This window comes from Streptomyces sp. NPDC006739, assembly GCF_042869815.1.
In the GTDB taxonomy this organism is placed as follows: Bacteria; Actinomycetota; Actinomycetes; order Streptomycetales; family Streptomycetaceae; genus Streptomyces.
In genome coordinates, this window is sequence record NZ_JBIAGM010000004.1 from 225,034 (window position 1) to 251,036 (window position 26,003).

Consider the following 26,003-nt stretch of genomic DNA (forward strand, 5'->3'; position numbering starts at 1 on the left):
GGATGCTCGCTGACCTGCGGAAACTTCCACCCAGAGGAGAGTCGGACCCATGCCTGCTGTAACCGTCGAGAACCCCCTGACCCTGCCGCGCGTGGCCGCGTCGGCGGATGCCGTGGCTCGCCCCGTGCTGGCCGTGACGACCGCGCCGAGTGGCTTCGAAGGTGAGGGCTTCCCCGTCCGTCGGGCGTTCGCGGGGATCAACTACCGCCACCTGGATCCGTTCATCATGATGGATCAGATGGGTGAGGTTGAGTATCAGCCCGGGGAGCCGAAAGGGACCCCGTGGCATCCCCACCGCGGCTTCGAGACCGTCACCTACATCATCGACGGCATCTTCGACCACCAGGACAGCCAGGGCGGCGGCGGCACCATCACCAACGGCGACACCCAGTGGATGACGGCCGGATCCGGCCTGCTCCACATCGAGGCGCCGCCGGAGTCGCTGGTCATGTCCGGCGGACTCTTCCACGGCCTGCAGCTGTGGGTGAACCTGCCGGCCAAGGACAAGATGATGGCGCCGCGCTACCAGGACATCCGCGGCGGCAGCGTCCAGCTGCTCACCACCCCCGACGGCGGCGCGCTGCTGCGGGTGATCGCCGGTGAGCTGGACGGCCACCAGGGCCCCGGCATCACGCACACGCCGATCACTATGATCCACGCGACGGTGGCGCCGGGTGCCGAGGTGACGCTGCCGTGGCGGGAGGACTTCAACGGGCTGGCGTACGTCCTCGCCGGGCGTGGCTCGGTCGGTGCGGAACGGCGTCCCATCCACCTGGGGCAGACGGCGGTCTTCGGCGCCGGCGGTTCGCTGACCGTCCGCGCCGACGACAAGCAGGACTCCCACACGCCGGACCTGGAGGTCGTCCTCCTCGGCGGCCGGCCCATCCGTGAGCCCATGGCGCACTACGGACCGTTCGTCATGAACACCAAGGACGAACTCCAGCAGGCGTTCGAGGACTTCCAGAAGGGCCGGCTGGGCACGGTCCCGGCGGTCCACGGGATGACCGAGGGCGGTCTGCGCTAGTGCTGCGACCGGAAAGGTTCACCGGCTCGCGACGCCCGGCACGGCGCCTCGCCGCGTTGTCGCATCACCCGAGTACATCCAGTACGCGGGCGACGCTCCGCCTTGCGAGGCACCGCACCGGACGCCGCGAGCTTCTCGGCAAACCTTTCCGGCCACAGCACTAGGGACGCGGGGACTGGATGCGAGGAAGCCCCGTCCGGCTGCCGAGGGTGCCGGACGGGGCTTCGGCGTGCGTGGCGCAAGGCGGCACGCCGACACGGACGGCGTAAGTCCGCAGGGCGTCACGTCAGGAGGCGCCCTAGCGTCGCAACTGCGCGACTCGTTCCACGGCGCGTGTGAGTGGTCGCTCTCAGTAGTGGACACCTCGCAAACAAAACAGTTCAGGAGTCACATATGAGCAGCATCCGCAGCTTCATGGCGTGCACCGCGGCAGGCGTCCTCCTCAGCGTCGGAGGCGTCGCGCTGGCCGCCCCCGCCCAGGCCCAGGCCCAGGCACAGCCGGGCGTCACTCAGCAGAGCAGGGCCGCGGCGCCCGCCGGTGACGGCGACAACGACGGCAACCCGCCCAACTGCGGCCTCCTCGGCCTGGGCTGCGTCCTGCACGGTCTGCTCGGCATCCTCTGAGCCGCCCCCACAGCGCCTGAACAGGCACTGCGCGCACCACGAGCGGCCGCCGCACGACAAGGCGGCCGCTCGTGCCGTGCCCGGGCGACCCCGTCCGTCGCGGCGGCCGGCGGGTCACTCCTTCTCGTACAGCTCGAACCAGATGCTCTTGCCCTCGCCCCGTGGAGCCACTCCCCACTCGTGCGCCAGCAGCTCGATCAGCACCAGCCCGCGTCCGGAGGAGGCCAGTTCCCCGGGGCGCCGCTTGTGCGGCAGGTCGTCGCCCGCGTCGGTGACCTCCACCCGCAGCCGCCGCCCGCCCGTCTCGCCGGTGACCTCGGCGAGCAGCAGCGCGTCCGCGTCGGTGTGCACGAGGACGTTGGTGAGCATCTCGGAGACCAGCAGCACCGCGGAGTCCACCTGCTCGGCCGCGCTCCAGTCGTGCAGCAGCTCGCGCAGCTGCTGGCGGGCCTCGGCGACCCGTTCCGGCTCGTCCTGCGCCACCGACAGCAGGGTGCGCCGCACCCTGGTGCGCGGCGGTGCGCCGAGGGGGCCGTGGCCGTCGTCGGGCCTGCTCAGCAGGAGCAGGGCGATGTCGTCCTCGCGGCGGTCGGCCAGCGGGCCCGTGGTGTGGTGAGAGGACGGTCCGTGCACCGCCTGCACCAGGGCGTCGGCGAGCGCCTCCAGATCCACGTCGGCGCCGTCCAGGACCGCGTCCTCCAGGATCGCCCGGACCCGCTGCCAGCCGCTCTCCATGTCATGGCCGCCGGTCTCGATCAGACCGTCGGTGCAGATCATCATGGTCTCGCCGGGCTCCAGCGCGAACCTGGTCGTCGGATAGTCGGCGTCCGGATCGATGCCCAGCGGCAGGCCCCCGACGGTGGGCCGCATCATCACCGTGCCGTCCGCCATCCGGATCGCCGGATCGGGGTGCCCGGCCCGGGCGATCTCCAGCATGCCGGTCGCCGGGTCGGCCTCCGCGTACAGACAGGTCGCGAAGCGCAGGTCCGTCAGCTGCTCGTCGTGGGTGATCCCGTGCAGGAAGCGGGAGGCGCGGGACAGGACGGCGTCGGGGCGGTGCCCCTCGGAGGCGTAGGCGCGCAGGGCGATCCGCAGCTGGCCCATGAGGCCGGCGGCCCGTACGTCGTGCCCCTGGACGTCCCCGATGACCAGCGCGAAACGCCCGGAGGGCAGCGGGATCATGTCGTACCAGTCACCGCCGACCTGTAGTCCGCCGCCGGTCGGGATGTAGCGGGCGGTCAGGTTCATCCCGGGGATCCGGGGGCCGAGCGTCGGCAGCATGGAGCGCTGGAGGCCGTCGGTCAGCTCCCGCTCGGATTCGGCGACCCCGGCCCGGGACAGGGCCTGGGCGAGCATCCGGGCCACCGTCGTCAGCACGGAACGCTCGTCGGGCGTGAAGGCCACGGGGTGGGTGAAGGCCGCCATCCAGGCGCCCATGGTGCGCCCGGCCACCGTGAGCGGCAGGAACGCCCATGACTCGCGGCCGAAGTGTTTCGCCAGCGGCCAGGTCACCGGGTAGCGGTCCTTGTACTCCTCGGGGGAGGAGAGGTAGACGGCCCGGCCCGTTCGGACCACCTCGGCCGCCGGATAGTCCGTGTCCAGCGGCAGATGGGAGAAGCGGCCGTCGTCGCCGGGCTGGTGCCCGTGCAGGCTGATGATCGTCAGCTGGTCGCCCTCCACCCCGAACACCGTCAGGCCGTCCGGGGAGAACCCGGGCATCGACAGCCCGGCCGCGACCCGCAGCACCTCCGCCGTGGACCGCGCCTCGGCCAGCGCACGGCCCGCGTCGAGCAGGAAGGCCTCCCGGGAACGCCGCCAGTCGCCGGTGACCGTGTTGCGGTCGGCCGGCGTGCCCGGAGTGGGCTCGGTGACCTCCTGCAGGGTGCCGATCAGCTCGTAGGCCCGCCGGGCGGCGTCGAAGGACGGCTTGGAGCGGCTGCGTACGACCCGTATGACCCGGCCCAGCTCGTCCATGATCCGGACCCGCACCTCCGCGAGCGTGCCCTCCGCCACTGCGAGCTGGACCACGCCGGTGATCTCGTTCCAGTCGACGGGGTGCAGACGGGCCCGGGTCTGGGCCTCGGTGAGGGTGGTCTGCTCGGGGGGCAGGCCGAGCAGCCGTGCCGCCTCCGCGTCCACGGTGACCAGCCCGGTGGCGGTGTCCCAATGCCACAGCCCGGTCGCGAGGGCGGCGAGGACCTCCCCGACGGCGGGCAGGGGCTCGCCAGTGCGCATTGCCCCACTTTAGGGAGAGGCGCAGGAAAGATGCTACTGATCACCGGCCCGGGAATGGGGGCGAGCCGACCTTGGGGTGCCCGGTACCCTGGGGGTGTTTCACGTGAAACAGCGGCTGAACACAGACCCCGATCCGCGAAGGCTGGATGAACGACGATGCATCGGTACAGGTCCCACACCTGCGGCCAGCTCCGCTCCTCTGACGTCGGTACCGACGTCCGGCTGAGTGGCTGGCTGCACAATCGGCGCGACCTGGGCGGCATCCTCTTCATCGATCTGCGCGATCACTACGGCATCACGCAGCTCGTCGCCCGCCCCGGCACGCCCGCGTACGAGGCCCTGGACAAGCTGACCAAGGAGTCGACGGTGCGCGTCGACGGCAAGGTCGTCTCCCGGGGCGCCGAGAACGTCAACGCGGACCTGCCCACCGGTGAGGTCGAGGTCGAGGTCGGCGAGGTGGAGCTGCTCGGCGCGGCGGCCCCGCTGCCCTTCACGATCAACACCGAGGACGGGGTCAACGAGGAGCGGCGGCTGGAGTACCGCTTCCTCGACCTGCGCCGTGAGCGCATGCACCGCAACATCATGCTGCGTACGGCGGTCATCTCGGCGATCCGGCACAAGATGACGGCGCTGGGCTTCAACGAGATGGCGACGCCGATCCTGTCGGCCACCTCCCCCGAGGGCGCCCGCGACTTCGTCGTGCCGTCCCGTCTGAACCCGGGCAAGTTCTACGCCCTGCCGCAGGCCCCGCAGCAGTTCAAGCAGCTGCTGATGATCTCCGGCTTCGACCGCTACTTCCAGATCGCGCCCTGTTTCCGCGACGAGGACGCGCGCGCCGACCGCTCGCCGGGTGAGTTCTACCAGCTCGATGTCGAGATGAGCTTCGTGGAGCAGGAGGACGTCTTCCAGCCCATCGAGAAGCTCATGACGGAGCTGTTCGAGGAGTTCGGCAACGGCCGTCACGTCACCTCCCCGTTCCCGCGGATCCCGTTCCGCGAGGCCATGCTGAAGTACGGCTCCGACAAGCCGGACCTGCGGGCCCAGCTGGAGCTGGTGGACATCACCGACATCTTCGAGGGCTCGGAGTTCAAGGCCTTCGCGGGCAAGCACGTGCGCGCGCTGCCGGTGCCGGACGTCTCGGCGCAGCCCCGCAAGTTCTTCGACCAGCTCGGCGAGTTCGCGGTGACTCTGGGCGCGAAGGGCCTGGCCTGGGTCCGGGTCGCCGAGGACGGCTCGCTGACCGGCCCGATCGCGAAGTTCCTGACCGAGGACAACGTCGCCGAGCTGACCAAGCGCCTCTCGCTGGCGGCCGGCCACGCCGTCTTCTTCGGCGCCGGCGAGTTCGACGAGGTCTCGAAGATCATGGGCGCGGTGCGGGTCGAGGCCGCCAAGCGGGCCGGCCACTTCGAGTCCGACGTCTTCCGCTTCTGCTGGATCGTCGACTTCCCGATGTACGAGAAGGACGAGGACACCGGCGCGATCGACTTCTCGCACAACCCCTTCTCGATGCCGCAGGGCGGTCTTGAGGCCCTGGAGACCCAGGACCCGCTGGACATCCTGGGCTGGCAGTACGACATCGTCTGCAACGGCGTCGAGCTGTCCTCCGGCGCGATCCGGAACCACGAGCCCGAGATCATGCTCAAGGCCTTCGAGATCGCGGGCTACGACCGCGACACCGTCGAGGAGAAGTTCGCCGGCATGCTGCGCGCCTTCCGCTTCGGCGCCCCGCCGCACGGCGGCATCGCGCCCGGCGTGGACCGCATCGTCATGCTCCTCGCCGACGAGCCCAACATCCGCGAGACCATCTCCTTCCCGCTCAACGGCAACGCCCAGGACCTGATGATGGGCGCGCCGACGGAGCTGGAGGAGGCCCGGCTGAGGGAGCTGCACCTGTCGGTGCGCAAGCCGCAGCCGAAGTAAGGCACAGAGGGGCAGAGGCAGGCGGGGGAAGGGCTCGGAACCGGGACAGGTTCCGAGCCCTTCTCGTACGGTTGTTGTCGGCTCAGTCCTGCGTCTCGTCCGGGGAGGCGCCCTCCTCCAGGAGCCGTTCGGCGATGTCCGTCGACCAGGCCAGGGCCCAGGCGCGCAGACCGGTGATCTCGTCCTCGGTCAGGCCGTACGCCGTGAAGGACGAGTCGGGGTAGTAGTCCCCGCCCTCCAGACGGGTCTGCAGGGTGGGCAGGTCGAAGTCGTCCCTGGCATGGCGGCGGGCCAGTTCCTCCAGGCGGGGGCAGGGGAAACGGGCCGCCGCCGCGCGCGCGTCGATGAGGTCGACGGCAAGTCCGCGGTCGTACAGGGCGCGGATCTTCGTGCCGACCGCGTCCTCCAGGGCGAGCGTGGGTCCGTACGGCGTCAGGACCGGCGGGCTCCAGAGGGTCTCCTTGTGCAGGGCCAGGTCGCAGGGCGTGCCGGACGTCGGATCGGTCACCGACAGGTGCGCGGAGAGGGGGTCGGTGTCCTGGACGCTCACCTCGCGACCCCGGGCGGTCAGGGCCTCGGTGAGGATCCGGGCGATGCGGGGCATCGGCTCGGCGCTCTCGGTGGCGAAGTCCACGTTCCTGTGGGGACGTTCGAGCAGGCCATGGGCCTGGAGGGCGTAACCGCCGGCGAGTGCCAGGGACAGGGGGGCGGCCAGGGCGTCGGTGAGGAGGCGCAGGTGGGGTTCATGGGGCTGGGACTCGGGGAGATTCACTCGTTCGGCCAGGTGGGCGTGGGGGCGGTGGTCGGGCGGAGCCTACCGCCCGGTCCCGGCGAAATTCGTGAGTGACGGCGACAACCTCCGCGTCCGCGAGGGCAACTGAGGCGTCGTAAGGCCCCTTCACGGGAGCTTCAACGGCCGCTCACCACGACCTGGGCAGGTCGGGGCCGACGTGACGAGCAGCGCGTTCAGAAGCCCAGGTAAGTGATCTGTACGAGGTAGACGCGTTCGCTGCGTACGACGATCTGGTATCTGAACATGCCGCCCGGGACGATGACGTCGCCGCCCTTCGGGTCGATTCCCTCGTGGGCCCGGCCGTGGATGTGGACGGCTTCGGCGGCTCTGACCAGCTCGTCCGCCTTCTTCGCCACATGGGCCAGGAAGTCGGCGGGCGCGGTGCGAGCGGTTTCCTCGGCACCGAAGGCGTACTCCCACTTCCAGCTCAACCGCGTACTGCCTTCATGGCCTCGTCCAGGACAGCGCTCAGCTCGTGCAGCGCTTCCCGGGCGGTGGCAGGATCCTCGTCTTCCAACCTGTTCTGCGCATGAGCGAGGCGGGAGGACAGATCGGGGCGCCGGGCGATTTCGATGTCCCTGGCCCAGGTGAGGACCCAGCTCCGTACCGGGCTCAGGGACTGCCACTCGATGGCTTTGGCGAAGGCGTCGTCCTTCGTGGCCTGCATCTCGTCCAAGCGGCCGGGGGCGACGACGGCGAGAGCCGCGCGGAGGGCGTCCGGGGTCTGGTCCGGGCGGGCGATCAGCTCGCGTCCGTGGTCGGCCGGTGTGCTCATGGTGTCCTCCAGGAGTGCCCCAGCCAGGGTATCCGGCGGCCCCTTCATCCGGAGGACACCGGTGATGCCTCGACGGGTGTGGCTCATGGTGTGCCCTCCGGGCAGCGCTCTGACGTGCATCTCTGGCAGTTGTGTGGGTCAGGGCCTCGGTAGCCGCGGTCGCAGGTGTCGCAGTTGCGCATGGGGTGGTGGGCGGGCGGGGGCGGTTCGGGGGTGCGGAACGGTGGCAGGGGTGGCAGCTGGGCGGTGAGGCGGTGGGCCAGCAGGGCGGCCGGGCGGCGCAGGGGGTCTGGCAGGTCTCTGCTCAGGGCGTGGCGTACGGCGGTGGGAGTGAGGTCCCGTTCCAGCCAGGCGGCGACGCCCGGGGCGAGGTGCTCGGCGTCGGTGGCGGAGAGGAGTAGACGGGGGTCAACGCGACGGAGGCCGGAGAGGACGTCCGTGGCCGCCTGGAGGAGGGCGGGGGAGGTGTACGCGGGTTTCGGCACGGCGGGGAGGGCGCGGGGGCGTGCGGGTCTCTGCTGCGGGGCGGTGGCCGCGCGGCGGGCCGGGAGCCTGGGCGGGGGTGGTTCGGGCGCGTCGCGGTCGCCGCGGTGGCCGGGCTGGTTGCAGGAGACGGTGCGGGTGACGATCCGGCCGGTCTCGGTGCGTACGCGGGTGCGGCGCAGGTAGCCGTGGGTCTCCAGCTCGCGCAGGGCGGCGGCGATACGGGTGGAACCCTCGTGGAAGCGGGCGGTGAGGGACTTGATGTCGACGCGCGAGCCGGTGGGCAGCGACTGGATGTGGCAGGACAGTCCGATCGCGAGCAGCGACAGGTCCGGGTGCTGGGTGAGGTGGTTGCCGATCACCGTGAAGCGGGTGGTGTGGCGGGCGTTGTCGTGGATGACGCCGGCGGGGTGTCCGTGGAGGTGGTTTTTCCCGCTGTTACGGGACCGGGCCGGTGGGTGCGCGCTAGTGTTTTGGGTGTCCATCGGGAAGGGGTGTTTCCTTCTTGGTGGTGTCCATCGGGAAGGTGCTTCTTCCTTGGTGGTCGGGCCCTCGCAGTGGGATGGCAGTCCCGGCGAGGGCCGTCGTATGTCTGGGGGCCGTGCTGTGTCGTGTTGCGCTGAGCCTAGGGCAGACGACCCGTCAGGAATCCAGCCGAGCCGGTGATGTTCACCCACCCGAGTGAGCGTGTGCCGTGGGCGGGAAGGGTGGGGCTTGGTGCGGTTCCTTTCCCTCTCGTGTCCTTTGGGGAAGACCGCCCACGGCACCGGAGCACACGCGGCCGGGTTCCGGTGGCAGGTCGAGTTCCGCCCAGACAGTTTTGCGCGGTACGGGCCCCAGTTCGACGCCCCAGCGGTCGGCGAGGGCCTCGACGAGGAGGAGGCCACGGCCTGACTCGGCGTCCCGGGTTGGTGGCCGGAGGTGCGGGAGGGCGTCCGCGCGGGTGTCCGTGACCTCGACGCGGAGTACGGCGGCGGTGGCCACGAGGGCGAGGCGGAAGCTGCGGCCGGACAGCCTGCCGTGGGTGGCCGCGTTCGCGGTGAGTTCCGCGACGACGTGCTCGGCGGACCCGTCGATGCCATGGGGCAGGTCCCAGGTGCGCAGCCACTCCGTGGCGAGGAGGCGAGCGAGTCGGGCACCCCGGGGGGTGGGTGAGAAGAGGGCACTGAAGTGGCGGGTGCGGGGGTGGAGTCGGGTGGAGATTTCCTGGTTCACGTGACTCACAGTGGTGGTGAGTGCTTACGGTGAACAGTGACTCAGCCGGTCCGTACGGTGACTGTCCGGAGTTTGTCCAGTGCTGTCGGGGCTGTCGGCAGGGGTTGTACGGGTAAGGGGCGTTGCGGCGCGGACATGCGACGGAGGGGGCGCGGATGCAGCAGGTGAACCGTGACGAGGTCCGGCTCAAGGGCGAGGCGGACGAGCCGGGTTGGGAGGTGGACCCGGACGACGAGTGGGGCGTGGCCGTCATCACCACGGTGGGGCGCCAGCTGAAGCTGCGGAGGGAGGCGGTGGGACTGCGGGCCGCCGAGTTCGGGGAGGCGGTGGGGTACGGGGAGGACCTCGTCTACAAGATCGAGGGCGGGAAGCGGATCCCCAGGCAGGAGTACCTGGACAGGGCCGACGAGGTGTTGGGGGCGGGCGGGCTCCTCGCGGCGGCTTGGGAGGACGTGAAGAGGGTTCGGTATCCGAAGAAGGTTCGAGAGCTGGCCAAGTTGGAGGCGCAGGCGGTAGAGGTCGGCATCTACGAAAGCCACGGCATCAACGGCCTCTTGCAGGTGCCTGGCCATGCCCGAGCGTTGTTCGAGGCCATGCAGCCTCCATACTCGCCGGATGAGGTGGAGCGGATGGTGGCTGCACGTGTCGCTCGTGCGTCTATCTACGAGCGTTCACCCGCGCCAGCGCTCAGCTTCGTCCTGGAAGAAGGGGCTCTGCGCCGCCCGATCGGGGGCACAATGGTGTGGCGCCAACAGCTCGAACGTCTGTTGGAGGTTGGTGGTCTGCACAACGTCGTTCTTCAGGTGATGCCGTTGAACTGCGAGACCCACTCCGGTATGGACGGCAAGATCGAACTACTGAAGTTCGCGGATGGTTCGGCCGTGGGCCGCTCCGATGGTGCATTCAACGGTCGGCCGACCACCGATCCCAAACAACTGCGCATCCTTGAGCTGCGGTATGGCACGATCCGGGCTCAGGCGCTCTCACCACGGGAGTCGCTGGCCTACATCGAGCAACTGCTGGGAGAATCATGATCCGCAAGACCACTGCCGGGGACGCCTCCGAGCTGGCGTGGTTCAAGAGCAGCTACAGCAGCGGAAACGACGGCAACTCCTGCGTCGAGGTGGCCAAAACGCCCGGCACGATCCGTGTCCGCGACTCCAAGCACGCCGAAGGCCCCCGGCTCGCGCTGGCGCCGGAGGCCTGGGCGGACTTCGTGACGTACGCCTCGGGAATCTGAACCGGGGCCCGGAGGCCTACGCACCGCTCCTCAGGTCAGGGGGGTGAACAGTTCCTCCGGTGCGTCGACCGTGATGGCGTGGTCGAGGCGGCGCGTGAGGAAACCCGGGTCTGGACACACGTAGAGGGGGCGGAAGACCTCCTTGGGTACCTCGATGTCACGCGTCTCCAGGAGTCGGAGTACTGCTGCGGCCCATGCCGCCGTGTATCCGGCGATGTACCCCCGGACCCATTCCTCGTCCCCGTGTTCGTCATCGGGCCGCTTGTCCACCCTGGCCCGGACGCGGGCCATGTCCCGGAGGGGGAGGCAGTCTTGTTGTCTCAGTTCCTCCAGCCCGGAACGGAAGTCGCCGACTACTCGCTCCGGCGGAACGCCCAAGCCAATGGCTGTCAAGGTGAACCGGAGCAAGTCGTGCAGTTCCGGTGTAGCGTCCAGGTCGTCGATCATGATCGCCCGCGAGTCAGTCCTCGGCTTTGTCCGCAGCAGGCCCCGCGTCCCCGGCGAAGAGGTCGTCGACGCTCTCCACGTGGGGCGTCCGGTCCAGCCAGCGGTTGAGGAGGTCGAGGTCGGTGCAGCCGGCGATGCGGTCCCGGGCCTCCTTGGGGACCGAGATGCCCCGTGCCTCAAGGAAGCGGAGGATCGCCTTGGCTTCGCCCCTGGCTTCGCCCCTGGCTTCGCCCTCGGCCTGGCCTTCCAGGTAGGTCTCCTCCAGCAGGGTGCCCCGGCCGGGGAAGAAGTTGGTGAAACTCATCAGCTTTCTCCATGTCTGTCGGGCGGGAGTGTCTCCCAGGCCGATCTCCAGTAGGCCGCTGAAATACAGGGCGGTCTGCGGGTCCGTCTCCTGCAGGGCGCCGAACAGGGCCTCCAGTATGGCTTCGGCCTTCGGATTCCTGCTATGCGTGATGGCGGAGAACGTCGCCATCGCCAGGTTCCGCGCGGCCGTGCGCCGGTCGGTGATCATCGGTACGTTGTCGGGGCTCAGGACCAATGGATGGGTGCTCTGGGTGGTCCAGCCTCCCACCTCACAGGTGAATGGTCCGGTCGCCCACCGTGCCGTGCGCCGGTCGGTGCAGGTGACGAGGAGCAGCACCGGCAGGCAGAACTTCTCGTGCAGATACCCCACGTAGTACGACCAGCTCGTCGCCTTGCGGTTGTCCCGACGGCCCTGCGTCTCGATGGCGAGCAGGAAGGCGTCCCCGTCGGACGGTTCGACGCGCAGGACGGTGTCCACGCGTCTTTCCAGAGGCTGGATCTCCGTCACGTCGACGCTGAGCACCGACACCGACGCCTTCGCGGACATCGGGACTCCGAGGAGGTCGAAGACAGGGGTGAGCAGCTCCGGCCTGTCCTGGAAGATCCGGTGAGATGCCTCGTGGGTGGATGTGACCATGGGGGCAACGTAAGAGGACAGAAAGCTCTGTTTGTGGTGGATGGGGAAGCATTCACTCTTTCGAGAGTGGGAGAAACGTTCGCGCCCCGCTGCTGGTGAGGCCAGGAGCGGGGCGCGTTGGTGTGGGAGGGAAGTTACGCGGTCGGCTTCTCTTCCAGGCGGGGGAAGAGCACCGCGCCCTTGGTGACCGTGGAGCCGGTCGGGAGCTTGCCCCACTCGCCGGCCTCCTGGACGCGCTGGTCCGCGAGGGTGCCGAGGGAGGCTTCCGCGCCCAGGGAGTCCCAGAGCTGCTGGGAGGTGTCCGGCATGACCGGGTTGAGGAGGACGGCCACCGCGCGGAGGGACTCGGCGGCGGTGTAGAGGATCGTCGCGAGGCGGGCCTGGCCCTCCTCGGAGGTGTCCTTGGCCACCTTCCAGGGCTCCTGCTCGGTGAGGTAGCCGTTGACCTGCTTGACGAAGTCGAAGACGGCCAGGATGCCGCCCTGGAAGTCCAGCTCGTCGCCGATCTTCCGGTCGGCCTCCGCGACGGCCTTGGCGAGGCCGTCGCGGACCGCCTGCTCCGCCTCGCCGACGGCCGTGGCCTCGGGGAGCGTACCGCCGAAGTACTTGCCGACCATCGCGGCGACCCGCGAGGCCAGGTTGCCGTAGTCGTTCGCCAGCTCGCTCGTGTAGCGGGCGGAGAAGTCCTCCCAGGAGAAGGAACCGTCCTGGCCGAAGGCGATCGCGCGCAGGAAGTACCAGCGGTAGGCGTCCACGCCGAAGTGGGTGGTGAGGTCCTGCGGCTTGATGCCGGTCAGGTTCGACTTGGACATCTTCTCGCCGCCGACCATCAGCCAGCCGTTCGCTGCGATCTTTCCGGGCAGGGGCAGGCCCTGGGCCATCAGCATGGCCGGCCAGATCACCGCGTGGAAGCGGAGGATGTCCTTGCCGACAAGGTGGACGTCGGCCGGGAAGGTCTCCTCGAACTTCGCCTGGTTCTCGTTGTAGCCGACCGCCGTGGCGTAGTTCAGCAGCGCGTCGACCCACACGTAGATCACGTGCTTGTCGTCCCAGGGGATCGGGATGCCCCAGTCGAACGTCGAGCGGGAGATGGAGAGGTCCTGCAGGCCCTGGCGGACGAAGTTCACGACCTCGTTGCGCGCGGACTCGGGCTGGATGAAGTCCGGGTTGGCCTCGTAGTGGGCGAGGAGCTTCTCGCCGTACTCGCTCAGCTTGAAGAAGTAGTTCTCCTCGCTGAGGATCTCCACCGGCTTCTTGTGGATCGGGCAGAGCTTCTCGCCCGCGAATTCGCCCTCGCCGTCGAGCAACTCGCCCGGCAGCTTGTACTCCTCGCAGCCGACGCAGTACGGGCCCTCGTAGCCGCCCTTGTAGATCTCGTCCTTGTCGTACAGGTCCTGCACGAACTCCCGGACGCGGTCGGTGTGCCGCTTCTGCGTGGTGCGGATGAAGTCGTCGTTCGCGATCTCCAGGTGCTCCCACAGGGGCTTCCAGGCCTCGGTGACGAGCTTGTCGGCCCAGGCCTGCGGGGTGACCCCGTTGGCCTCGGCCGTGCGCATGATCTTCTGACCGTGCTCGTCCGTGCCGGTGAGGTACCACACCTTCTCGCCGCGCTGACGGTGCCAGCGGGTGAGCACGTCGCCTGCGACGGTCGTATAGGCGTGGCCCAGGTGAGGAGCGTCGTTGACGTAGTAGATGGGGGTCGAGACGTAGTACGCCTTCGCCCCCTGCTTCTCGGATCCAGTGGCCGCCATGAGTCGAAATCCTACTGGTCCGCCGGAGATCGACTCACCCGCGTTTCGGGGGGTGGACGGGTGTGTGCCCGTCCACCCCGGCGGGGTGCGGTGGGACTCGTGGGGCTGCGGTGGGGCTTACGGGCGCCAGGCGGCCAGTACGCCCTCGTACAGCTCGGTGTCGGTCAGCTCGCGGGGGGTGGGGCCCGCGTGGAAGAAGGACGTGTTGTCGGTCTTCAGTTTGCGGAGGTAGTCGAAGGCCTTGTTGTCGTGCTCTCCGAAGGCGACGAAGGAGAAGAAGACGGCGGGGTGGCTCTTCGCGGCCTCGGTGAGCGACTGGGTGGCGGGGGTCTTGGCGTCCGGGGCGCCGTCCGTCTGGAAGATCACCAGGGCGGGGGCGGTGGGGTCGGACGACTTGTCGTGCAGGGCGAGTACGGCTTCGACGGCGGCGTGGTAGCTGGTACGGCCCATGCGGCCGAGCCCTGCGTGCAGGTCGTCGATCTTGTTCTCGTGCTCGGTGAGGGTGAGTTCGCCGGTGCCGTCCACCTCCGTGGAGAAGAAGACGACCGGGACCGTGGCCTCGGGGTCGAGGTGGGCGGCGAGGGCGAGGGTCTGCTCGGCGAGGGCCTGGGCGGAGCCGTCCTTGTAGTACGGGCGCATGCTCGCGGAGCGGTCCAGGACGAGGTAGAGCTTCGCTCGGGTGCCGGTGAGGTCGGCTTTTGCGAGGGGGGACGCGGCTGCCTTGTAGGCGGTGGCGAGGCTGGGGGCGTGGGTCTTGAGGCGGGTGAGGGGGGTTGCGGGTGTCGCAGGCGTCGTTGGTGCGGCCTCGGCTTCGCCTTCGGCCGGTTCGTTCCCACCCGCACCACCCGTGCGGCTTTCGTCGTCGGGTGCGGGTGGCCCCTGTGGGGCGGTCTCGCCGTCGGCGGCCGCGGGTTCGTCCGCGTGGGCAGCCAGCGGTTCCACTTCCACTTCCACTTCCACTTCCGGTTCCGATTCCGGTTCCGGGGAGACGTCGGCCGTCGGCTCCGAAACGGCCTCACTGTCGAGAGCGGCCGACACGGGCTCCGACTCGGACTCGGCCTCCGCCGCAGGTGCGCTCTCGTCGACGGTGTCCGCCACGGGCTCCGTCGTAGCCTCGGCTTCTGCCGAAGGCTCGATCTCCTCGACGGCGTCCGTCACAGGCTTGGCCTCCAGCTCGGCCTTCGCCTCCTCGACGGTGTCCGCCACGGGCTCCGTCGTAGCCTCGGCTTCTGCCGAAGGCTCGATCTCCTCGACGGCGTCCGTCACAGGCTCGGCCTCCTGCTCGGCCTTCGCCTCCTCGACGGTGTCCGCCACGGGCTCCGCCTCCGCCGAAGGCTCAGCCTCCTCGACCGCCTTCGCCACGGGCTCCGCCTCCGCCGAAGGCTCAGCCTCCTCGACCGCCTTCGCCACGGGCTCCGCTTCCGGCTCCGCCTCCGCTTCCGGGACGGCGTCCGCCTCGGGCTCGGCGTCCGCCTCGGGCTCCGTTTCCGGATCGGCTTCCGCTTCCGGGGCTGCGTCGGCCACGGGCTCCGCTTCCGGAACTGCCTCCGCCGTCAGTCCGGCCTCGGCCTCGGCCTCCGCTGCTTCCGGCGTGCTCTCCGCCTGAGCCTCGGCAACCGGCTCCCGCTCGGTCTCCGCCGTAGTCCCGGCCTCGGGCTCGGCCTCCGCTTCCGGCGTGCTCTCGGCCCGAACCTCGGCGACAGGCTCCGGCAGAGGCTCGGCCTCCTCGGCCGCCTCCGCAGTCGTCGCAGCCGCAGTCCCGGTCTCCGGCAGAGGCTCGGCCTCCTCGGACGTCTGCGCAGGCGCGGGCTCCGTCGTGGTTCCCCGGGCCGGGAAGTCGTGTGCGCGGTCCTCTGCCGGAGGGGACGGGCGGGGGACCGTGATGTTGTCGAAGGCCGCCGCGACCAGGTCGTGTTCTTCCTCCTCGGGGGAGGACGGGCGGGGTTCCGGCACCTGGGCGGAGGCCGCGGGGCGGGGTTCCGGGGACGGGGACGGGACCGTCGGGGCCGGCTCGGCGGAAGGCGAAGGCGTGCTGTCCGCACCCTCTGCTTCCGCGGTACGCGCCTTGCGTGACCGGCCGAACGCGTTCCGCAGGAGAGTGAGAATGCCCATGTGCGCAACCCTTCGCGTGAGTTGGTGTCCGTTTAATCCCTGGCCAGGACGGACACGTAAGGTTAGCGGCCCCAGGTTGGGATCTTGAGTGTCGGCACCCCGGAATGACTAGTGCGGCGACGTGATCGATCTGGCCGCGGCCACCTCCTGCCGCAGCGGTTCCAGGACGCTGTCCGCCGGGCCGGTCAGGTCCGTGCGGACCGCGACCAGGGACTCCGCGTGTCTGACGCCCTCCGCCAGTTCCCTCAGTTGCAGGGTGACCTGCGCGACCTCGGCCGGGGACGGCGCCGCCGCGCCGTGGCCGACCCGGACCCGGGCCGCCGTCGTCGCGTCGACGATGCGTTCCACGGCGACGACCAGCGGCAGCCAGGCGGCGGCGCGGCGGCCGGTCGGCGGCGGTTCGGTCAGGGCCCGCTGGAACTCCGTGCGGACGACCGAGAGGTCGCGGTAGAGGCGGCGGCGCATACGGGCGGCACGGTCCGCGGACGAGGAGTCCTCCCGCTCGCCGACGGTGAGGTCCGTGAACGCCGTCTCCACATAGCGGGCCGTGTCCGTCACCGCGTCGGCCAGGCGGTCGCCGACGCGGGTGTGCCAGCTCTCCGGCCACAGGAGGTAACCGGCGACGAGCGCGATCGCGCAGCCGATCAGGGAGTCCAGGAGGCGGGGCAGGAGGAGGGCCGTGCCCTGGTGGTTGAGGACATCGGAGAGAACGAGGATGACCGGGGTGATCGCGGCGGTCTGGTAGCCGTAGCCCCGTGGGGTCAGCGCCGGGATCAGCGGGGCCAGCACCAGCATCGTCGGCACGTCCCACCAGCCGCGCGGCACCTCCGCCAGTACCGCCGCCGCGATCAGCAGGCCCGCCACCGTGCCCAGGGCCCGCAGCAGCGCCCGGGAGAAGACCGAGCCGAAGTCGGGCTTGAGGACGAAGGTGATGGTGAGGGCGACCCAGTAGGAGCGCGGCACCGGGATGAGGGAGACCAGGGCCTGCGCGATGCCGATGCACAGGGCCAGGCGCAGGCCGTAGCGCCAGGAGTTGGCGGACAGGACGACGTTGCGGGCGGCGCGGGCGGTGCGGATGCCGAGGGCGGCCGGGCGGCCGAGGCGGTCGTCGATGCCCCGGGGGTCGACGTCGGGGGTGGTGACGACCGCGGCCGCGTGGCGCAGGGCGTGGTCGACGGCCCGGGCCGTCTCGGAGGCGGGCGCGGGCAGGTCCAGGGCTATCGGGCCCGTGTAGCCGGATTCCACCGCGTCGGCGAGGTGGCGGACGGTCGTGGCGGTCTCGGGTGGCAGCGGTCTGCCGTCGAGGTGGGCCGCCGGGGCCGCCTCCACCACCGGGGTGATCGCGTTCAACTGGGCCAGCAGACGGGTCAGTTCGCGGTTGCGGCCGTGGTGGCGGGCGCGCCGGGCCAGGATGAGGTCGTAGGACTGGTTCAGGGACTGGGTGACGGCGTGCCGGGCCCGGTCGTACTCCGTGGAGCGGGCCGTCGCCGCCAGCAGGCTTGCCACGGAACGATACGTCTGCGCCACCGCCGACCGTTCCGGGACCCCGGAGCGCAGCGGCCAGGCGAGCAGGGCCAGGAGCAGGACCAGCAGTCCGCCGCCGGACATCAGGGCGGGGGCCAGCCACCAGGGGCCGGGCAGCGGGAGCCCGGCGCCGATCACGGAGTCGAGCAGGAGCAGCAGGCCCGATACGGAGGCCACCGCGCCGATCGTCGAGATCATCCCGGAGACCAGCGCGACGCCGGTGACGGTGGCGACCGCGAGCCAGCCGTGGCCGAAGACCAGGGCGCCGAGGGCGACGCCGACGGCACCGAAGAACTGCGGTACGGCGATGTTGAGGATGCGCATGCGGTAGGCGTCGGCGGTGTCGCCGATGACGCCGGACAGGGCGCCCATGGAGGCGAGGGCGCCGTAGGCGGCGTGTCCGGTGGCGAGCCCGACGGCCGGCGGCAGGGCCATCGCGAGGGCCGCGCGGGCCATGGCGGGCCGGTTGACCGGTGCCTGCTGCGGCCGAATGTTCCGCACCAGCCAGTCGGGAGGGGTGAGGCCGATGGGGAACTCGCGGGGCATGCGGCCATTATGACCGGTCCGTCCGGGGCGACCCGGGGGCCCGGGGCCGTCAGCGCTGGTGAAGGGTGATGTCCCACCCCGGGCGTGCCCGGAAGCGGCTGGACGCCCGCCGGGAGAGGTGGGCGGTGTCGAACTCCCGTTTGAGGGTGGCCTGTCAGGTGTACTCGCACTCGACGTCGGAGGTCAGGACCGGGTGGAGGCGGGGGCGGTCCCGGGGCTCGCCGGTCTCTTCGTACGGCCCGGCGAACCAGGCGAGCAGGCCGAGGACGGTCACGGCCACGGCCACGGCCCACACCGGTGCGGACCACCGGCGGGCGAACAGCGCGCACAGGAGGGCGACACCGGTGGGGGCCAGCAGCCAGGGCAGGAAGGCGAGCAGTCGCGTTACCGGCGTGACGCCGCCGGTGCCGGCCGCCCGGCAGCCGGCCACGGCGCTCACCACGGCCGGCATCGGTCCCGCCGACAGCGGTCCCGCCGGCAGCGGTCTTGCCCGCAGCGGTCCCGCCGGCAGCGGTCCCGCGCACCGGGCGCCGAGCCCGCGACTGGACCTCGCGGCCACCGTCCCTGGGTCTGTCACCGTTCCTGGGGCCGTCACCGTTCCTGGGTCTGTCACCGTTCCTGGGTCTGTCACCGTTCCTGGGTCTGTCACCGTCCCTGGGTCTGTCACCGGACCCGGGCCCGTCACCGTTCCTGGGTCTGTCACCGTCCCTGGGGCCGTCACCGGACCCGGGCCCCTCGCCGCCCCCGGGCCCCTCGCCGCCCCCGGGCTCCTCACCGGCCCAGGGCTCCTAGCCGCCCCCGGGCTTCTCACCGGTCGGAGGTCACGCGTGCGCGTCCACCCGCGCCAGGAATTTCCCCAGTACCTCGTTGAACTCCTCGGGCCGTTCCAGGTTCGGCATGTGGGCGGCGCCCTCGACGACATGCAGGGTGGAGTCCGGGAGGACGGTGTGCATGGCCTCGGCGTCCGCGACCGGGGTGTAGGTGTCCTCGGCGCCGACGACCACCAGGGCCGGCACGGCCACCCGGGCCAACAACGGCCGGTAGTCGGGGCGTTCGGCCCGGCCGCGCAGGGCGGCGGCGGCGCCCTCGGGGGCGGTGGCCGTCATCATGCGGTGGACGTGCGCCTTCACCTCGGGGGCCGCGTGCGGCGCGACCATCTTCTCCAGGACCTCGTCGGCGTAGCCCCGCATGCCCTCGCGCAGCAGCCGGTCGGCCATCGCGTTGCGGCCGCGCCGGCCCTCGGCGCTCTCCGGGTCCGCGAAGGTGTCGGCGAGGACCAGGCCCCGGAACCGGTCGCCGTAGCGGTCGTACGCCTCCATGGCGATCTGGCCGCCCATCGACAGGCCGGCCAGGACGAAGGCGTCCACCTCCAGCGCGTCGAGGAGTTCCCCGACGTCCTCGGCGAAGCGGGCGAGCGGGGTGAGGCGGTCCGCGGGCACCGGGGAGGCGCCGTAGCCGCGCAGGTCGGGGGCGATCACCCGGCGGTCGGCGGCGAAGGCGGACAGCTGCGGCGTCCACATCGTGCGGTCGAAGGGATGGCCGTGCACGAGGACAAGCGGGACCCGGGACGACAGCGCGGGGCCTTTGTCCTCGTATGCGAGGAAGGGGCTCATGGTGACGACCCTAGGGCGGGCCAAATGATCAGTGCAATAAGATCTTTGCCCTCGGTGCAATGCGCGGTGCCGGGGCGGAAGGGGGACGTGGGGTGGACTACCGGCTCATAGCCGACCGGATCGCCGCCGACATCAACGGCGGACGGCTCAGGCCCGGACAACGGCTGCCGCCGCAGCGGACGTTCGCCCGGCGGCGCGGGATAGCGCCCTCGACGGCGGGGCGGGTCTACGCCGAACTGGTGCGCCGGGGGCTGGTGGTCGGCGAGGTGGGGCGCGGTACGTTCGTCCGGGCCACCGAGCCGGGCGGGGCGGGGCACGCGCTCGTCGAACCGGCGACCACCGCGCTCGTCAACCTGGAGCTGAACTACCCGGCCGTGCCGGGCCAGTCCGAGCTGCTCGCCCCGGCCCTCGCGCCCCTGCTGCGCCCAGACGCGCTGACGACGGCCCTGTGGCCGGCCCCGGCCACCGGAACGGCGGCCGCCCGGACGGCCGTGGCCGACCTGCTCGCCGCCGGCGGCTGGCGCCCGGACCCGGCCGGGATCCTGTTCACCGGCAACGCTCGCCAGGCCATCGCCGCCACGCTCTCCTGCCTGGTCCCGCCGGGCGGCCGGATCGGCGTGGAACAGCTGACGTATCCGCTGGTCAAGGAGATCGCCGCACGGCTGGGCGGCACACTGGTCCCGCTGGCCTCGGACGAGGAGGGGCCGCTGCCGGAGGCGATCGCCGCGGCCCACCGCGCCGCGCCCCTGTCGGTCCTGTATCTCCAGCCGACCCTGCACAACCCGACCTCGCTGACCACGAGCACCCGGCGCCGGACCCGACTGGCCGCACTGATGCGGGAGCTGACGCTGCCGGCCGTGGAGGACCGGGTCTGGTCCTTCCTCCATCCGGGAGCGGAGCCCCCGCTGGCCGCCCTCGCGCCCGGCCTCACCCACGTCGTCGACGGTCTCTCCAAGCGCGTCGCGCCCGGTCTCACGGTCGGCTTCGTCGCCGCACCCCCCGGCCGGGCGAAGGCGCTGGCCTCGGCCGTCCGCTCCGGCGGCTGGGGCGCGGGCGGCCTCGCGCTGGAGGCGGCCGTGCGCTGGCTGGAGGAGGGCACGGTGGCCCGCCTGGTGGCCGCCAAGCGGCGGGACGCGGCCCGCCGGCAGCGGCTGCTCGCCGAGGAACTGCGCCCCTTCTCCGTACGGTCCGACCCGTCCGCCTACTTCGCCTGGTGGCGGCTGCCCGCCCCGTGGCGCGCGGACACCTTCACGGCGGCGGCCGCGGCCCACGGCATCGCGGTCACCCCGGGCACGGCCTTCTCGGCCGACCCCGCCCACACCCCGGACGCGGTCAGGCTCGGGCTCGCGTCGGTGTCGGAGCGGGAGCTGAGGGAGGCGCTGCGGACCCTGGCCCGGGTGGCGCGCGGCGGACCCGGCGGGTGAGGTACGCGGTCAGGGCCGCCGCCAGGCCCAGGGCCACCAGCAGCCAGGACGCCGTGCGCAGGTCGGCCGTCAGGGCGTCGTAGACCGCGGCGGCGGCCGGGTGGGGCGCGTCGGGCGGCAGGCCGGAGAGGGTGAGACGACGGCCGAGCGACAGGGCCACGGCGAGCACCGCGCCGCCCAGGGCCGTGCCCAGCGCCGTCGCGGTGACGGCCCGTCGGCGCCGGACCGCCAGGCCGATGCCGAGGGCGGCCGAGGCGACCGTGGTGACCGGGAGCCAGAAGCCGGCCAGTTCGAGCATGTGGAATCCCTTGCGGTACCGGGCCAGTTCGTCCGCCGCGAGGACGGCGACCGAGGTGTGCTCGACCGGAATGCGGTCGGCGAGCGGCACATGGTCGTGGGCGAGCTGGCGTTTGACCTGGGCGGTGACCGGAGCGAGGTCGACCGTGACCGGCCGCCCGCGCGGGTCCCCGTCCTGCTGGAGCGCGCGCAGCACGGCGTCGTGGGTGATCCGGTTGCCGGCGTCCCAGGCGACGCGGAAGGCGCGGGTCCGGGTGAAGGAACGCACCGCCGCGCGCACGAACGGGCGTACGTCCGCGCTCATCGGCCGCCCGGCGGCCGCCGCGCGCACGATGCCGTCCCCGACGGTGTCCGCGACGGCGTCCCGCACGTGCGGGTCGCCGGCCAGCGGCGCCATGGCGGTGACGTACCGGCCGGTGTCCGTGAGCCCGTAGGTCGCCCAGGCCGCGAGCGTGCCGAACGGCACGAGCAGGCAGGAGAGGGCGACCAGTACGGCCGACAGGCCGTCGCGCAGGCGTCGGGAGACGGTGGACACGGTTCCAGACAACGGCCGCGCGGGCGGACGCGCGAGCCGTGCGCGGCCCTCCGGTGGAGGGTTGACCCGAACGGGTGTTTCCTGGTGGGTGGAGTGCCGTCGGGCCCGTGGAGTCGGCCCGGCGGCCGGTGCGGAGGGAAACACAGGGGAACACGTGGGCCCCGGCGCTCCCGCCGGGGCCCACGCGTGTGCCGGTCAGCGGATGCGGCGTCCCGCCGCGTCCTCGTGCGTGTAGTACCAGTAGAACAGCACGGTGAACGCGACCCCGGCGACGGCCAGCGACCAGCCCACCGACTGCAGCGCCGAAGCTCCGGTCTGGACGTACAGGAAACCGAACGCGCAGCCGGCGAACACCGCCCACAGCACTGCGTGCGCCTCCCGCGGCAACCTCGGGGCCACCGCCTGGATGCCCAGGCAGAGGACCGCGAACACGAGGGCGGTGACGAAGCCGAACAGGAGGTTCCAGCCGGTGATGGGCCCGCCGGAACGCAGGTTGGCCGCGGCCCAGTAGCCGTAGACCAGCCCCAGCAGGACGGGTGTGGCGATCCGGGCCCGCGCATGGGTCCGCTCGTCGAAGACGTCGGGCGTACGCCGGCGCCGGGCCGTGCCACCGGACGCGGGTGCCGCTTGAGCCATGAGAGCACTCCTTCCTCGCCTCGCCCCCGCCTTCCAGGGCACACCCGGCAGGGGCCGCCTGGCAAGTCCGGACGAATGCCGTGCTGAGGCCTGCCTTCGGGGCGGCAGCGGTTACGGTGCTGCCGTAGGAGCTGCCGCAGGACCTGTGCGGCGGATGATCGACCGGTCGACAGGGGAGGGACGATGCCCGGAACCGTGCTGCTGCTCGCGGCCTCGCCGATGGGCAAGGGACGCCTGGTGGAGGCGGCTTCCGTGCTCCCCGTGCTGGCGGCCGTCGCCCCCGCCGTGCTGTCCGGCACCGACACCGCGAACGTGGTCGAACTCGCCGACCCGCTGGAGCCCCAGGCCGTGCTGACCCGGCTGCGGGCCGCCGCGGCCGCGCCCGGCCCGCTGACCGTGTTCGTCACCGGCCAGCTGCAGCTGGACCGCCGCCAGCGCCTGCCCCATCTGGCGCTCGCCCGCACCACCCCGGCCTCCGTGCGCTACACCGCCCTGCCCTGGCACTGGATCCGCGAGGAACTGCGGTTGCGGCCCTCCGGCGCCACCACCCTCGTCCTCGACCTGCACGCCGACGCCGAGACCTGGCAGCAGCTCGCGGCGCAGCCCCTGGACTGCGGCCGCAACAACACGGTGCACGGGCGGATCGCGCCCCCGCCGCCCAGACGCGGGATCGCGCAGCCCTCGTACATGAAGGCCGTGGCGACCCTGCTGCGCAGCGGGCACCGGCCGCCCCCGGCCGAGCTGCACCAACAGGCCCTGGTCAGGATCGCCGACGAGGCGCCCGGCAACATCCTGCTGTCCACCCGGACACCGCCCACCGGCGACCCGCACTCCGCCATCAGCGCCGCCGTCGCGGCCGGCCGGCACACCGACGCCGACGCGCTCGCCGCCCGCTGGGAACACGCGGCGCTGCGGGCGCACGGGCCCGGTTCGCAGGACGCCCTGCACTGGGCCGAGGTCCGCGCCGACCTGGCGATGTTCGCGGGCGACCCGGTGCGCAGCTGCCGTACCTGGCTGACCGTCGCCTCGGCCCGGCTGGCCGCCGGACAGCCGCCGGACGCGCCCGCCGTGGAGGCGGCCGTGGACCGCGCCCACCACCAGTGGGGGCGGATCGAGGACACCGCGCATGCCCGTGAACTCGGGCCCGCGCTCGCGGAGTTGCGGCTCAGGGTGCCGGGCCGCCGGCAGGGTGCCCTGGACCACGTCCAGCAGCAGCTGCGGCAGCTCCAGACCCAGGGCTGAGCCGCCGGGAACGGCTCGGCCGGGGGCCGGGAGGTCACGCCGGCGACAGAACGGCGAGCGCTCCCGAGACCAGGGTGCGGACGCCCGGCGCGATCGTGGACGGGTCGGGCGCGAAGTGGGGGCTGTGGTTGCTCGGTACGGCGTCGAGCTTGGCCGCGAGATCCGCGCCGGGCGCCTGTTCCCACACGTCGGGCGGGGTGGTCGTGACGAACCAGTAGGCGTACGGGATGGAGCCCGCCGCCAGTTCCGGGAAGTCCTCGCTGCCCATCGCCGGGCCGGGGTCGAAGACGGTGCCGGCGCCGAACAGTTCGCCGTGCACGGCGGCGATCAGACGGTCGGTGCCGGCGTCGTTGACGGTCGCCGGGAAGGTGGCGCCGACCGTCACCTCCGGCTCGCGCGGGCAGCCGGCCGCCAGGCACTCGCCGTGGGCGATGCGCCGGATCGCCCCGATCATGCGCTCCCGCACCTGCTCCGACCGGGTGCGCAGACTCAGCGCGATGCGCGCCTCGGCGGGAATGATGTTGTGCCGGGTGCCCGCCTCGATCCGGCCCACGGTCAGTACGGCGGCCTCCCCGGCGGCGATCTCCCGGGAGACCACGGTCTGCAGCCGGGTGACCAGGTAGGCGGCGGTCACCACGGGGTCGACGGTGGTCTCGGGCCGCGAGCCGTGACCGCCCCGGCCGTGCACCACGATGTCGATCTCCGTCGCCGCCGCCATGATCAGCCCCGGCACGTGCGGATACAGTCCGGCCGGACCGGGCACCGCGTGCTGCCCCAGCAGGACGTCGGGCCGGGCGAAGCGCTCGTACAGCCCGTCCGCGATCATCCGGGCCGCGCCCTGTCCGCTCTCCTCGGCGGGCTGACCGACCAGAAACAGGGTGCCCGACCAGGCGTCCCGGCCCGCCGCCAGCGCCCCGGCCGCGCCGGCCAGCCAGGTGACGTGCAGGTCGTGTCCGCAGGCGTGCATCACACCGTCCACCTCGGAGGCGTACGGCAGCCCCGTCTCCTCCTTGACGGGCAGCGCGTCCAGGTCGGCGCGCAGCAGCACGGTGGGGCCGTCGCCGTTGCGCAGGATCCCGGCGACTCCGGTACCGCCGATGCCGTCCGCCGTCTCGAAACCGGCCGCGCGCAGCCGGCCGGCGAGGGCGGCGGCGGTGCGGTGCTCGTGGAGGGAGAGTTCGGGGTGCCGGTGCAGGTCGCGGTAGAGGTCTTCGAGGGCGGTCAGGGGGAGGTCGGCGGTCAGGGACTCGGCCGTGCGGGCGGCGCGTACGGCGTGGTCGGCGTGGACGGCGTGGGCGGTGTGGGCGGCGGGAGTCGGCATGGGGGGAGGGTAGGCAGCCCCGGCCCGTCGGCGCAGCCCCTTGGCACGGCCTATTGGCGCAGGGCTTCCAGGGGTTCAATGCGGGCCGCTCGCAGGGCCGGGTAGAGGCCGGCCAGCAGGCCCACGAACGAGCCGACGAGGGGGGCCGGGAGGACCGTCAGCGGGTCGACGACGGCCGTCCAGTCCTGGATCAGGGCGACCGTGACCACCATGCAGACGCCGATGGCCGTGCCCACCAGGCCGCCGAGGGTGCCCAGGGTGGTGGACTCGGTCAGGAACTGGGCCGCGATGTGCCGGGGGCGGGCGTCCAGGGAGCGGCGCAGGCCGATCTCGCCGGTGCGCTCCAGGATCGCCACCAGGGTGGTGTTGGCGATGCCCAGCGCGCCGATCACCAGGCAGATCGCCGCCAGCAGCAGGAACAGGCCGGACAGCGAGGTGTTCACCGAGTCGCGCAGGGCGTGCGGGTCCGGCGGTGCGGCGGCGTGCAGCAGGTGGGGGTGGTCGGGGAGCAGCGCGGTCGGGGCCTGGTGGGCCAGCAGACGGGCCGCGCCGACCCGCGTGTGGATGATCATCTCGGCGGGCTGCCCCGTCAATCGACATACTTGTGACCGAGAGTTGCCCACCGTGTGAACGAGTTTTTCCCTTGCCATGACAATTGTCGTCGGTCATGATCTGTCGGTCGATCGAGCGATCGGCTTGGGTCGGCACCCGTTCTTCCGTCAATCCCGTTCGGCTGACAGACATGTGATGTCACGTCAGCCAATCGGCATGCCCAGGGGGTCAGAATGAACCTGAAGAAGCGCAACCTCGCCCGCGTCGGCGTCCTCGCCGGCGGTGTCGCCCTGTCGGTGCTCGCCGCCACCGGTGCCGCCCAGGCCTACACCAACGACGGCACCAGCCCGGCCTCCACCGGCTGCGCCAACGACGGCACCACGGTCGCCTCGGCGCCCATGAAGAACGCGGCCGGCACGATGGGCACCATCGAGCTGCGCTACAGCCTGACATGTCACACCGCCTGGGCCCGCCTCACGCTCAACTACACCCAGTTCGCGTGCGGAAACGCCTCGGCCGGTTACGCCTGTGCCACCGCGGTGATCACCCGCAACAACGACGGACGCCAGTACACCTGCACGATCCACCAGGGTGAGACCCAGTGCTACACCCCGCAGGTGTACGACAAGGGCCTGACGTCCTTCGCGCAGGGCGGCATCGACATCGTCAGCGGCCAGATCGACACCCGGACCGCCTCCTACTGATCACCCGCCGGTCGTCCACCGGCTGATCACCCACTGACCGGGGCCGC

24 protein-coding genes and 1 pseudogene are annotated in these 26,003 nt (G+C 71.7%); 8 read left to right on the forward strand and 17 right to left on the reverse strand.

What is annotated here, in order from left to right:
- Positions 1–49 precede the first annotated feature (49 nt).
- Both ACFYMM_RS10840 and ACFYMM_RS10845 read left to right on the forward strand, forming a co-directional pair.
- Positions 50–1,024 (forward strand): pirin family protein, encoded by a 975-nt coding sequence (locus tag ACFYMM_RS10840; protein ID WP_388385501.1) that lies wholly within the window; start codon positions 50–52, stop codon positions 1,022–1,024.
- 393 nt (positions 1,025–1,417) lie between these two features.
- Complete coding sequence (locus tag ACFYMM_RS10845) at positions 1,418–1,648, forward strand: hypothetical protein (RefSeq protein ID WP_388385502.1); 231 nt, start codon at positions 1,418–1,420, stop codon at positions 1,646–1,648.
- Between the two features lie 114 nt (positions 1,649–1,762).
- Here the strand turns inward: ACFYMM_RS10845 and ACFYMM_RS10850 are convergent, their stop codons facing one another.
- A complete protein-coding gene (locus ACFYMM_RS10850; RefSeq protein ID WP_388385503.1) occupies positions 1,763–3,883 on the reverse strand; it encodes a SpoIIE family protein phosphatase in 2,121 nt (706 codons plus the stop codon).
- 156 nt (positions 3,884–4,039) lie between these two features.
- On the opposite strand from ACFYMM_RS10850, the gene aspS reads away from it, so the two are divergent.
- On the forward strand, positions 4,040–5,803 hold the full coding sequence (gene aspS / locus ACFYMM_RS10855; protein ID WP_388385504.1) for an aspartate--tRNA ligase: 1,764 nt from the start codon (positions 4,040–4,042) through the stop codon (positions 5,801–5,803).
- A gap of 82 nt (positions 5,804–5,885) precedes the next feature.
- On the opposite strand, the gene ACFYMM_RS10860 is transcribed toward aspS, so the two are convergent.
- The 5 genes from ACFYMM_RS10860 to ACFYMM_RS10880 all read right to left on the reverse strand — a co-directional run bounded on the left by ACFYMM_RS10860 (position 5,886) and on the right by ACFYMM_RS10880 (position 9,069).
- On the reverse strand, positions 5,886–6,575 hold the full coding sequence (locus tag ACFYMM_RS10860; protein WP_388385505.1) for a nucleotidyl transferase AbiEii/AbiGii toxin family protein: 690 nt from the start codon (positions 6,573–6,575) through the stop codon (positions 5,886–5,888).
- A gap of 194 nt (positions 6,576–6,769) precedes the next feature.
- The gene (locus ACFYMM_RS10865; protein WP_388385506.1) at positions 6,770–7,027 is read right to left on the reverse strand and encodes a hypothetical protein; all 258 of its coding nucleotides are present in this window, start codon (positions 7,025–7,027) and stop codon (positions 6,770–6,772) included.
- Positions 7,024–7,371 carry a hypothetical protein gene (locus tag ACFYMM_RS10870; RefSeq protein WP_388385507.1) on the reverse strand — a complete coding sequence of 116 codons (348 nt, stop codon included), beginning with the start codon at positions 7,369–7,371 and terminating at the stop codon, positions 7,024–7,026. The genes ACFYMM_RS10865 and ACFYMM_RS10870 overlap by 4 nt, the downstream gene beginning before the upstream one ends.
- 83 nt (positions 7,372–7,454) lie before the next feature.
- Positions 7,455–8,339 (reverse strand): helix-turn-helix domain-containing protein, encoded by an 885-nt coding sequence (locus ACFYMM_RS10875; RefSeq protein ID WP_388385508.1) that lies wholly within the window; start codon positions 8,337–8,339, stop codon positions 7,455–7,457.
- 184 nt (positions 8,340–8,523) lie between these two features.
- On the reverse strand, positions 8,524–9,069 hold the full coding sequence (locus tag ACFYMM_RS10880; protein ID WP_388385509.1) for an ATP-binding protein: 546 nt from the start codon (positions 9,067–9,069) through the stop codon (positions 8,524–8,526).
- A 155-nt stretch (positions 9,070–9,224) separates the two neighbouring features.
- Here ACFYMM_RS10880 and ACFYMM_RS10885 point away from each other — a divergent pair, with 155 nt between their 5' ends.
- Positions 9,225–10,103, forward strand: a complete 879-nt coding sequence (locus tag ACFYMM_RS10885) for a helix-turn-helix domain-containing protein (protein WP_388385510.1) — start codon at positions 9,225–9,227, stop codon at positions 10,101–10,103.
- Complete coding sequence (locus tag ACFYMM_RS10890) at positions 10,100–10,309, forward strand: DUF397 domain-containing protein (protein WP_388385511.1); 210 nt, start codon at positions 10,100–10,102, stop codon at positions 10,307–10,309. Before ACFYMM_RS10885 ends, ACFYMM_RS10890 begins: the two co-directional genes overlap by 4 nt.
- A gap of 30 nt (positions 10,310–10,339) precedes the next feature.
- Here the strand turns inward: ACFYMM_RS10890 and ACFYMM_RS10895 are convergent, their stop codons facing one another.
- The 7 genes from ACFYMM_RS10895 to ACFYMM_RS10925 form a co-directional block, all read right to left on the reverse strand.
- Positions 10,340–10,756: a hypothetical protein gene (locus ACFYMM_RS10895; protein WP_388385512.1), complete on the reverse strand. Its 417-nt coding sequence runs from the start codon at positions 10,754–10,756 to the stop codon at positions 10,340–10,342.
- 13 nt (positions 10,757–10,769) lie between these two features.
- Complete coding sequence (locus tag ACFYMM_RS10900) at positions 10,770–11,699, reverse strand: hypothetical protein (RefSeq protein ID WP_388385513.1); 930 nt, start codon at positions 11,697–11,699, stop codon at positions 10,770–10,772.
- Positions 11,700–11,833: 134 nt separating this feature from the next.
- Positions 11,834–13,450 (reverse strand): methionine--tRNA ligase, encoded by a 1,617-nt coding sequence (gene metG, locus ACFYMM_RS10905; protein WP_388385514.1) that lies wholly within the window; start codon positions 13,448–13,450, stop codon positions 11,834–11,836.
- A gap of 117 nt (positions 13,451–13,567) precedes the next feature.
- A complete protein-coding gene (locus tag ACFYMM_RS10910; protein WP_388385515.1) occupies positions 13,568–15,562 on the reverse strand; it encodes a VWA domain-containing protein in 1,995 nt (664 codons plus the stop codon).
- Positions 15,563–15,670: 108 nt separating this feature from the next.
- Positions 15,671–17,632, reverse strand: a complete 1,962-nt coding sequence (locus tag ACFYMM_RS10915; RefSeq protein ID WP_388385516.1) for an FUSC family protein — start codon at positions 17,630–17,632, stop codon at positions 15,671–15,673.
- 154 nt (positions 17,633–17,786) lie between these two features.
- A complete protein-coding gene (locus ACFYMM_RS10920; RefSeq protein ID WP_388385517.1) occupies positions 17,787–18,071 on the reverse strand; it encodes a hypothetical protein in 285 nt (94 codons plus the stop codon).
- A 382-nt stretch (positions 18,072–18,453) separates the two neighbouring features.
- Positions 18,454–19,245: an alpha/beta fold hydrolase gene (locus ACFYMM_RS10925; RefSeq protein ID WP_388385518.1), complete on the reverse strand. Its 792-nt coding sequence runs from the start codon at positions 19,243–19,245 to the stop codon at positions 18,454–18,456.
- A 59-nt stretch (positions 19,246–19,304) separates the two neighbouring features.
- On the opposite strand from ACFYMM_RS10925, the gene ACFYMM_RS10930 reads away from it, so the two are divergent.
- Positions 19,305–20,669: a PLP-dependent aminotransferase family protein gene (locus ACFYMM_RS10930; protein WP_388385519.1), complete on the forward strand. Its 1,365-nt coding sequence runs from the start codon at positions 19,305–19,307 to the stop codon at positions 20,667–20,669.
- On the opposite strand, the gene ACFYMM_RS10935 is transcribed toward ACFYMM_RS10930, so the two are convergent.
- Together ACFYMM_RS10935 and ACFYMM_RS10940 are read right to left on the reverse strand one after the other, a co-directional pair.
- Positions 20,578–21,501, reverse strand: coding sequence for a hypothetical protein (locus ACFYMM_RS10935; protein ID WP_388385520.1), 924 nt, complete (start codon positions 21,499–21,501; stop codon positions 20,578–20,580). The genes ACFYMM_RS10930 and ACFYMM_RS10935 overlap by 92 nt on opposite strands.
- Positions 21,502–21,696: 195 nt before the next feature.
- Positions 21,697–22,137 carry a hypothetical protein gene (locus ACFYMM_RS10940; RefSeq protein WP_388385521.1) on the reverse strand — a complete coding sequence of 147 codons (441 nt, stop codon included), beginning with the start codon at positions 22,135–22,137 and terminating at the stop codon, positions 21,697–21,699.
- Between the two features lie 183 nt (positions 22,138–22,320).
- On the opposite strand from ACFYMM_RS10940, the gene ACFYMM_RS10945 reads away from it, so the two are divergent.
- On the forward strand, positions 22,321–23,379 hold the full coding sequence (locus ACFYMM_RS10945; protein WP_388385522.1) for a hypothetical protein: 1,059 nt from the start codon (positions 22,321–22,323) through the stop codon (positions 23,377–23,379).
- A 34-nt stretch (positions 23,380–23,413) separates the two neighbouring features.
- Here ACFYMM_RS10945 and ACFYMM_RS10950 read toward each other — a convergent pair whose 3' ends face one another.
- The gene (locus tag ACFYMM_RS10950) at positions 23,414–24,700 is read right to left on the reverse strand and encodes an amidohydrolase (RefSeq protein WP_388385523.1); all 1,287 of its coding nucleotides are present in this window, start codon (positions 24,698–24,700) and stop codon (positions 23,414–23,416) included.
- Positions 24,701–24,750: 50 nt separating this feature from the next.
- Positions 24,751–25,275: pseudogene (locus ACFYMM_RS10955) on the reverse strand (ABC transporter permease); the annotation flags it as partial.
- 210 nt (positions 25,276–25,485) lie between these two features.
- Between ACFYMM_RS10955 and ACFYMM_RS10960 the strand changes: the two are divergent.
- Positions 25,486–25,956: a DUF2690 domain-containing protein gene (locus ACFYMM_RS10960; RefSeq protein ID WP_388385524.1), complete on the forward strand. Its 471-nt coding sequence runs from the start codon at positions 25,486–25,488 to the stop codon at positions 25,954–25,956.
- The last annotated feature ends 47 nt before the right edge of the window (positions 25,957–26,003 follow it).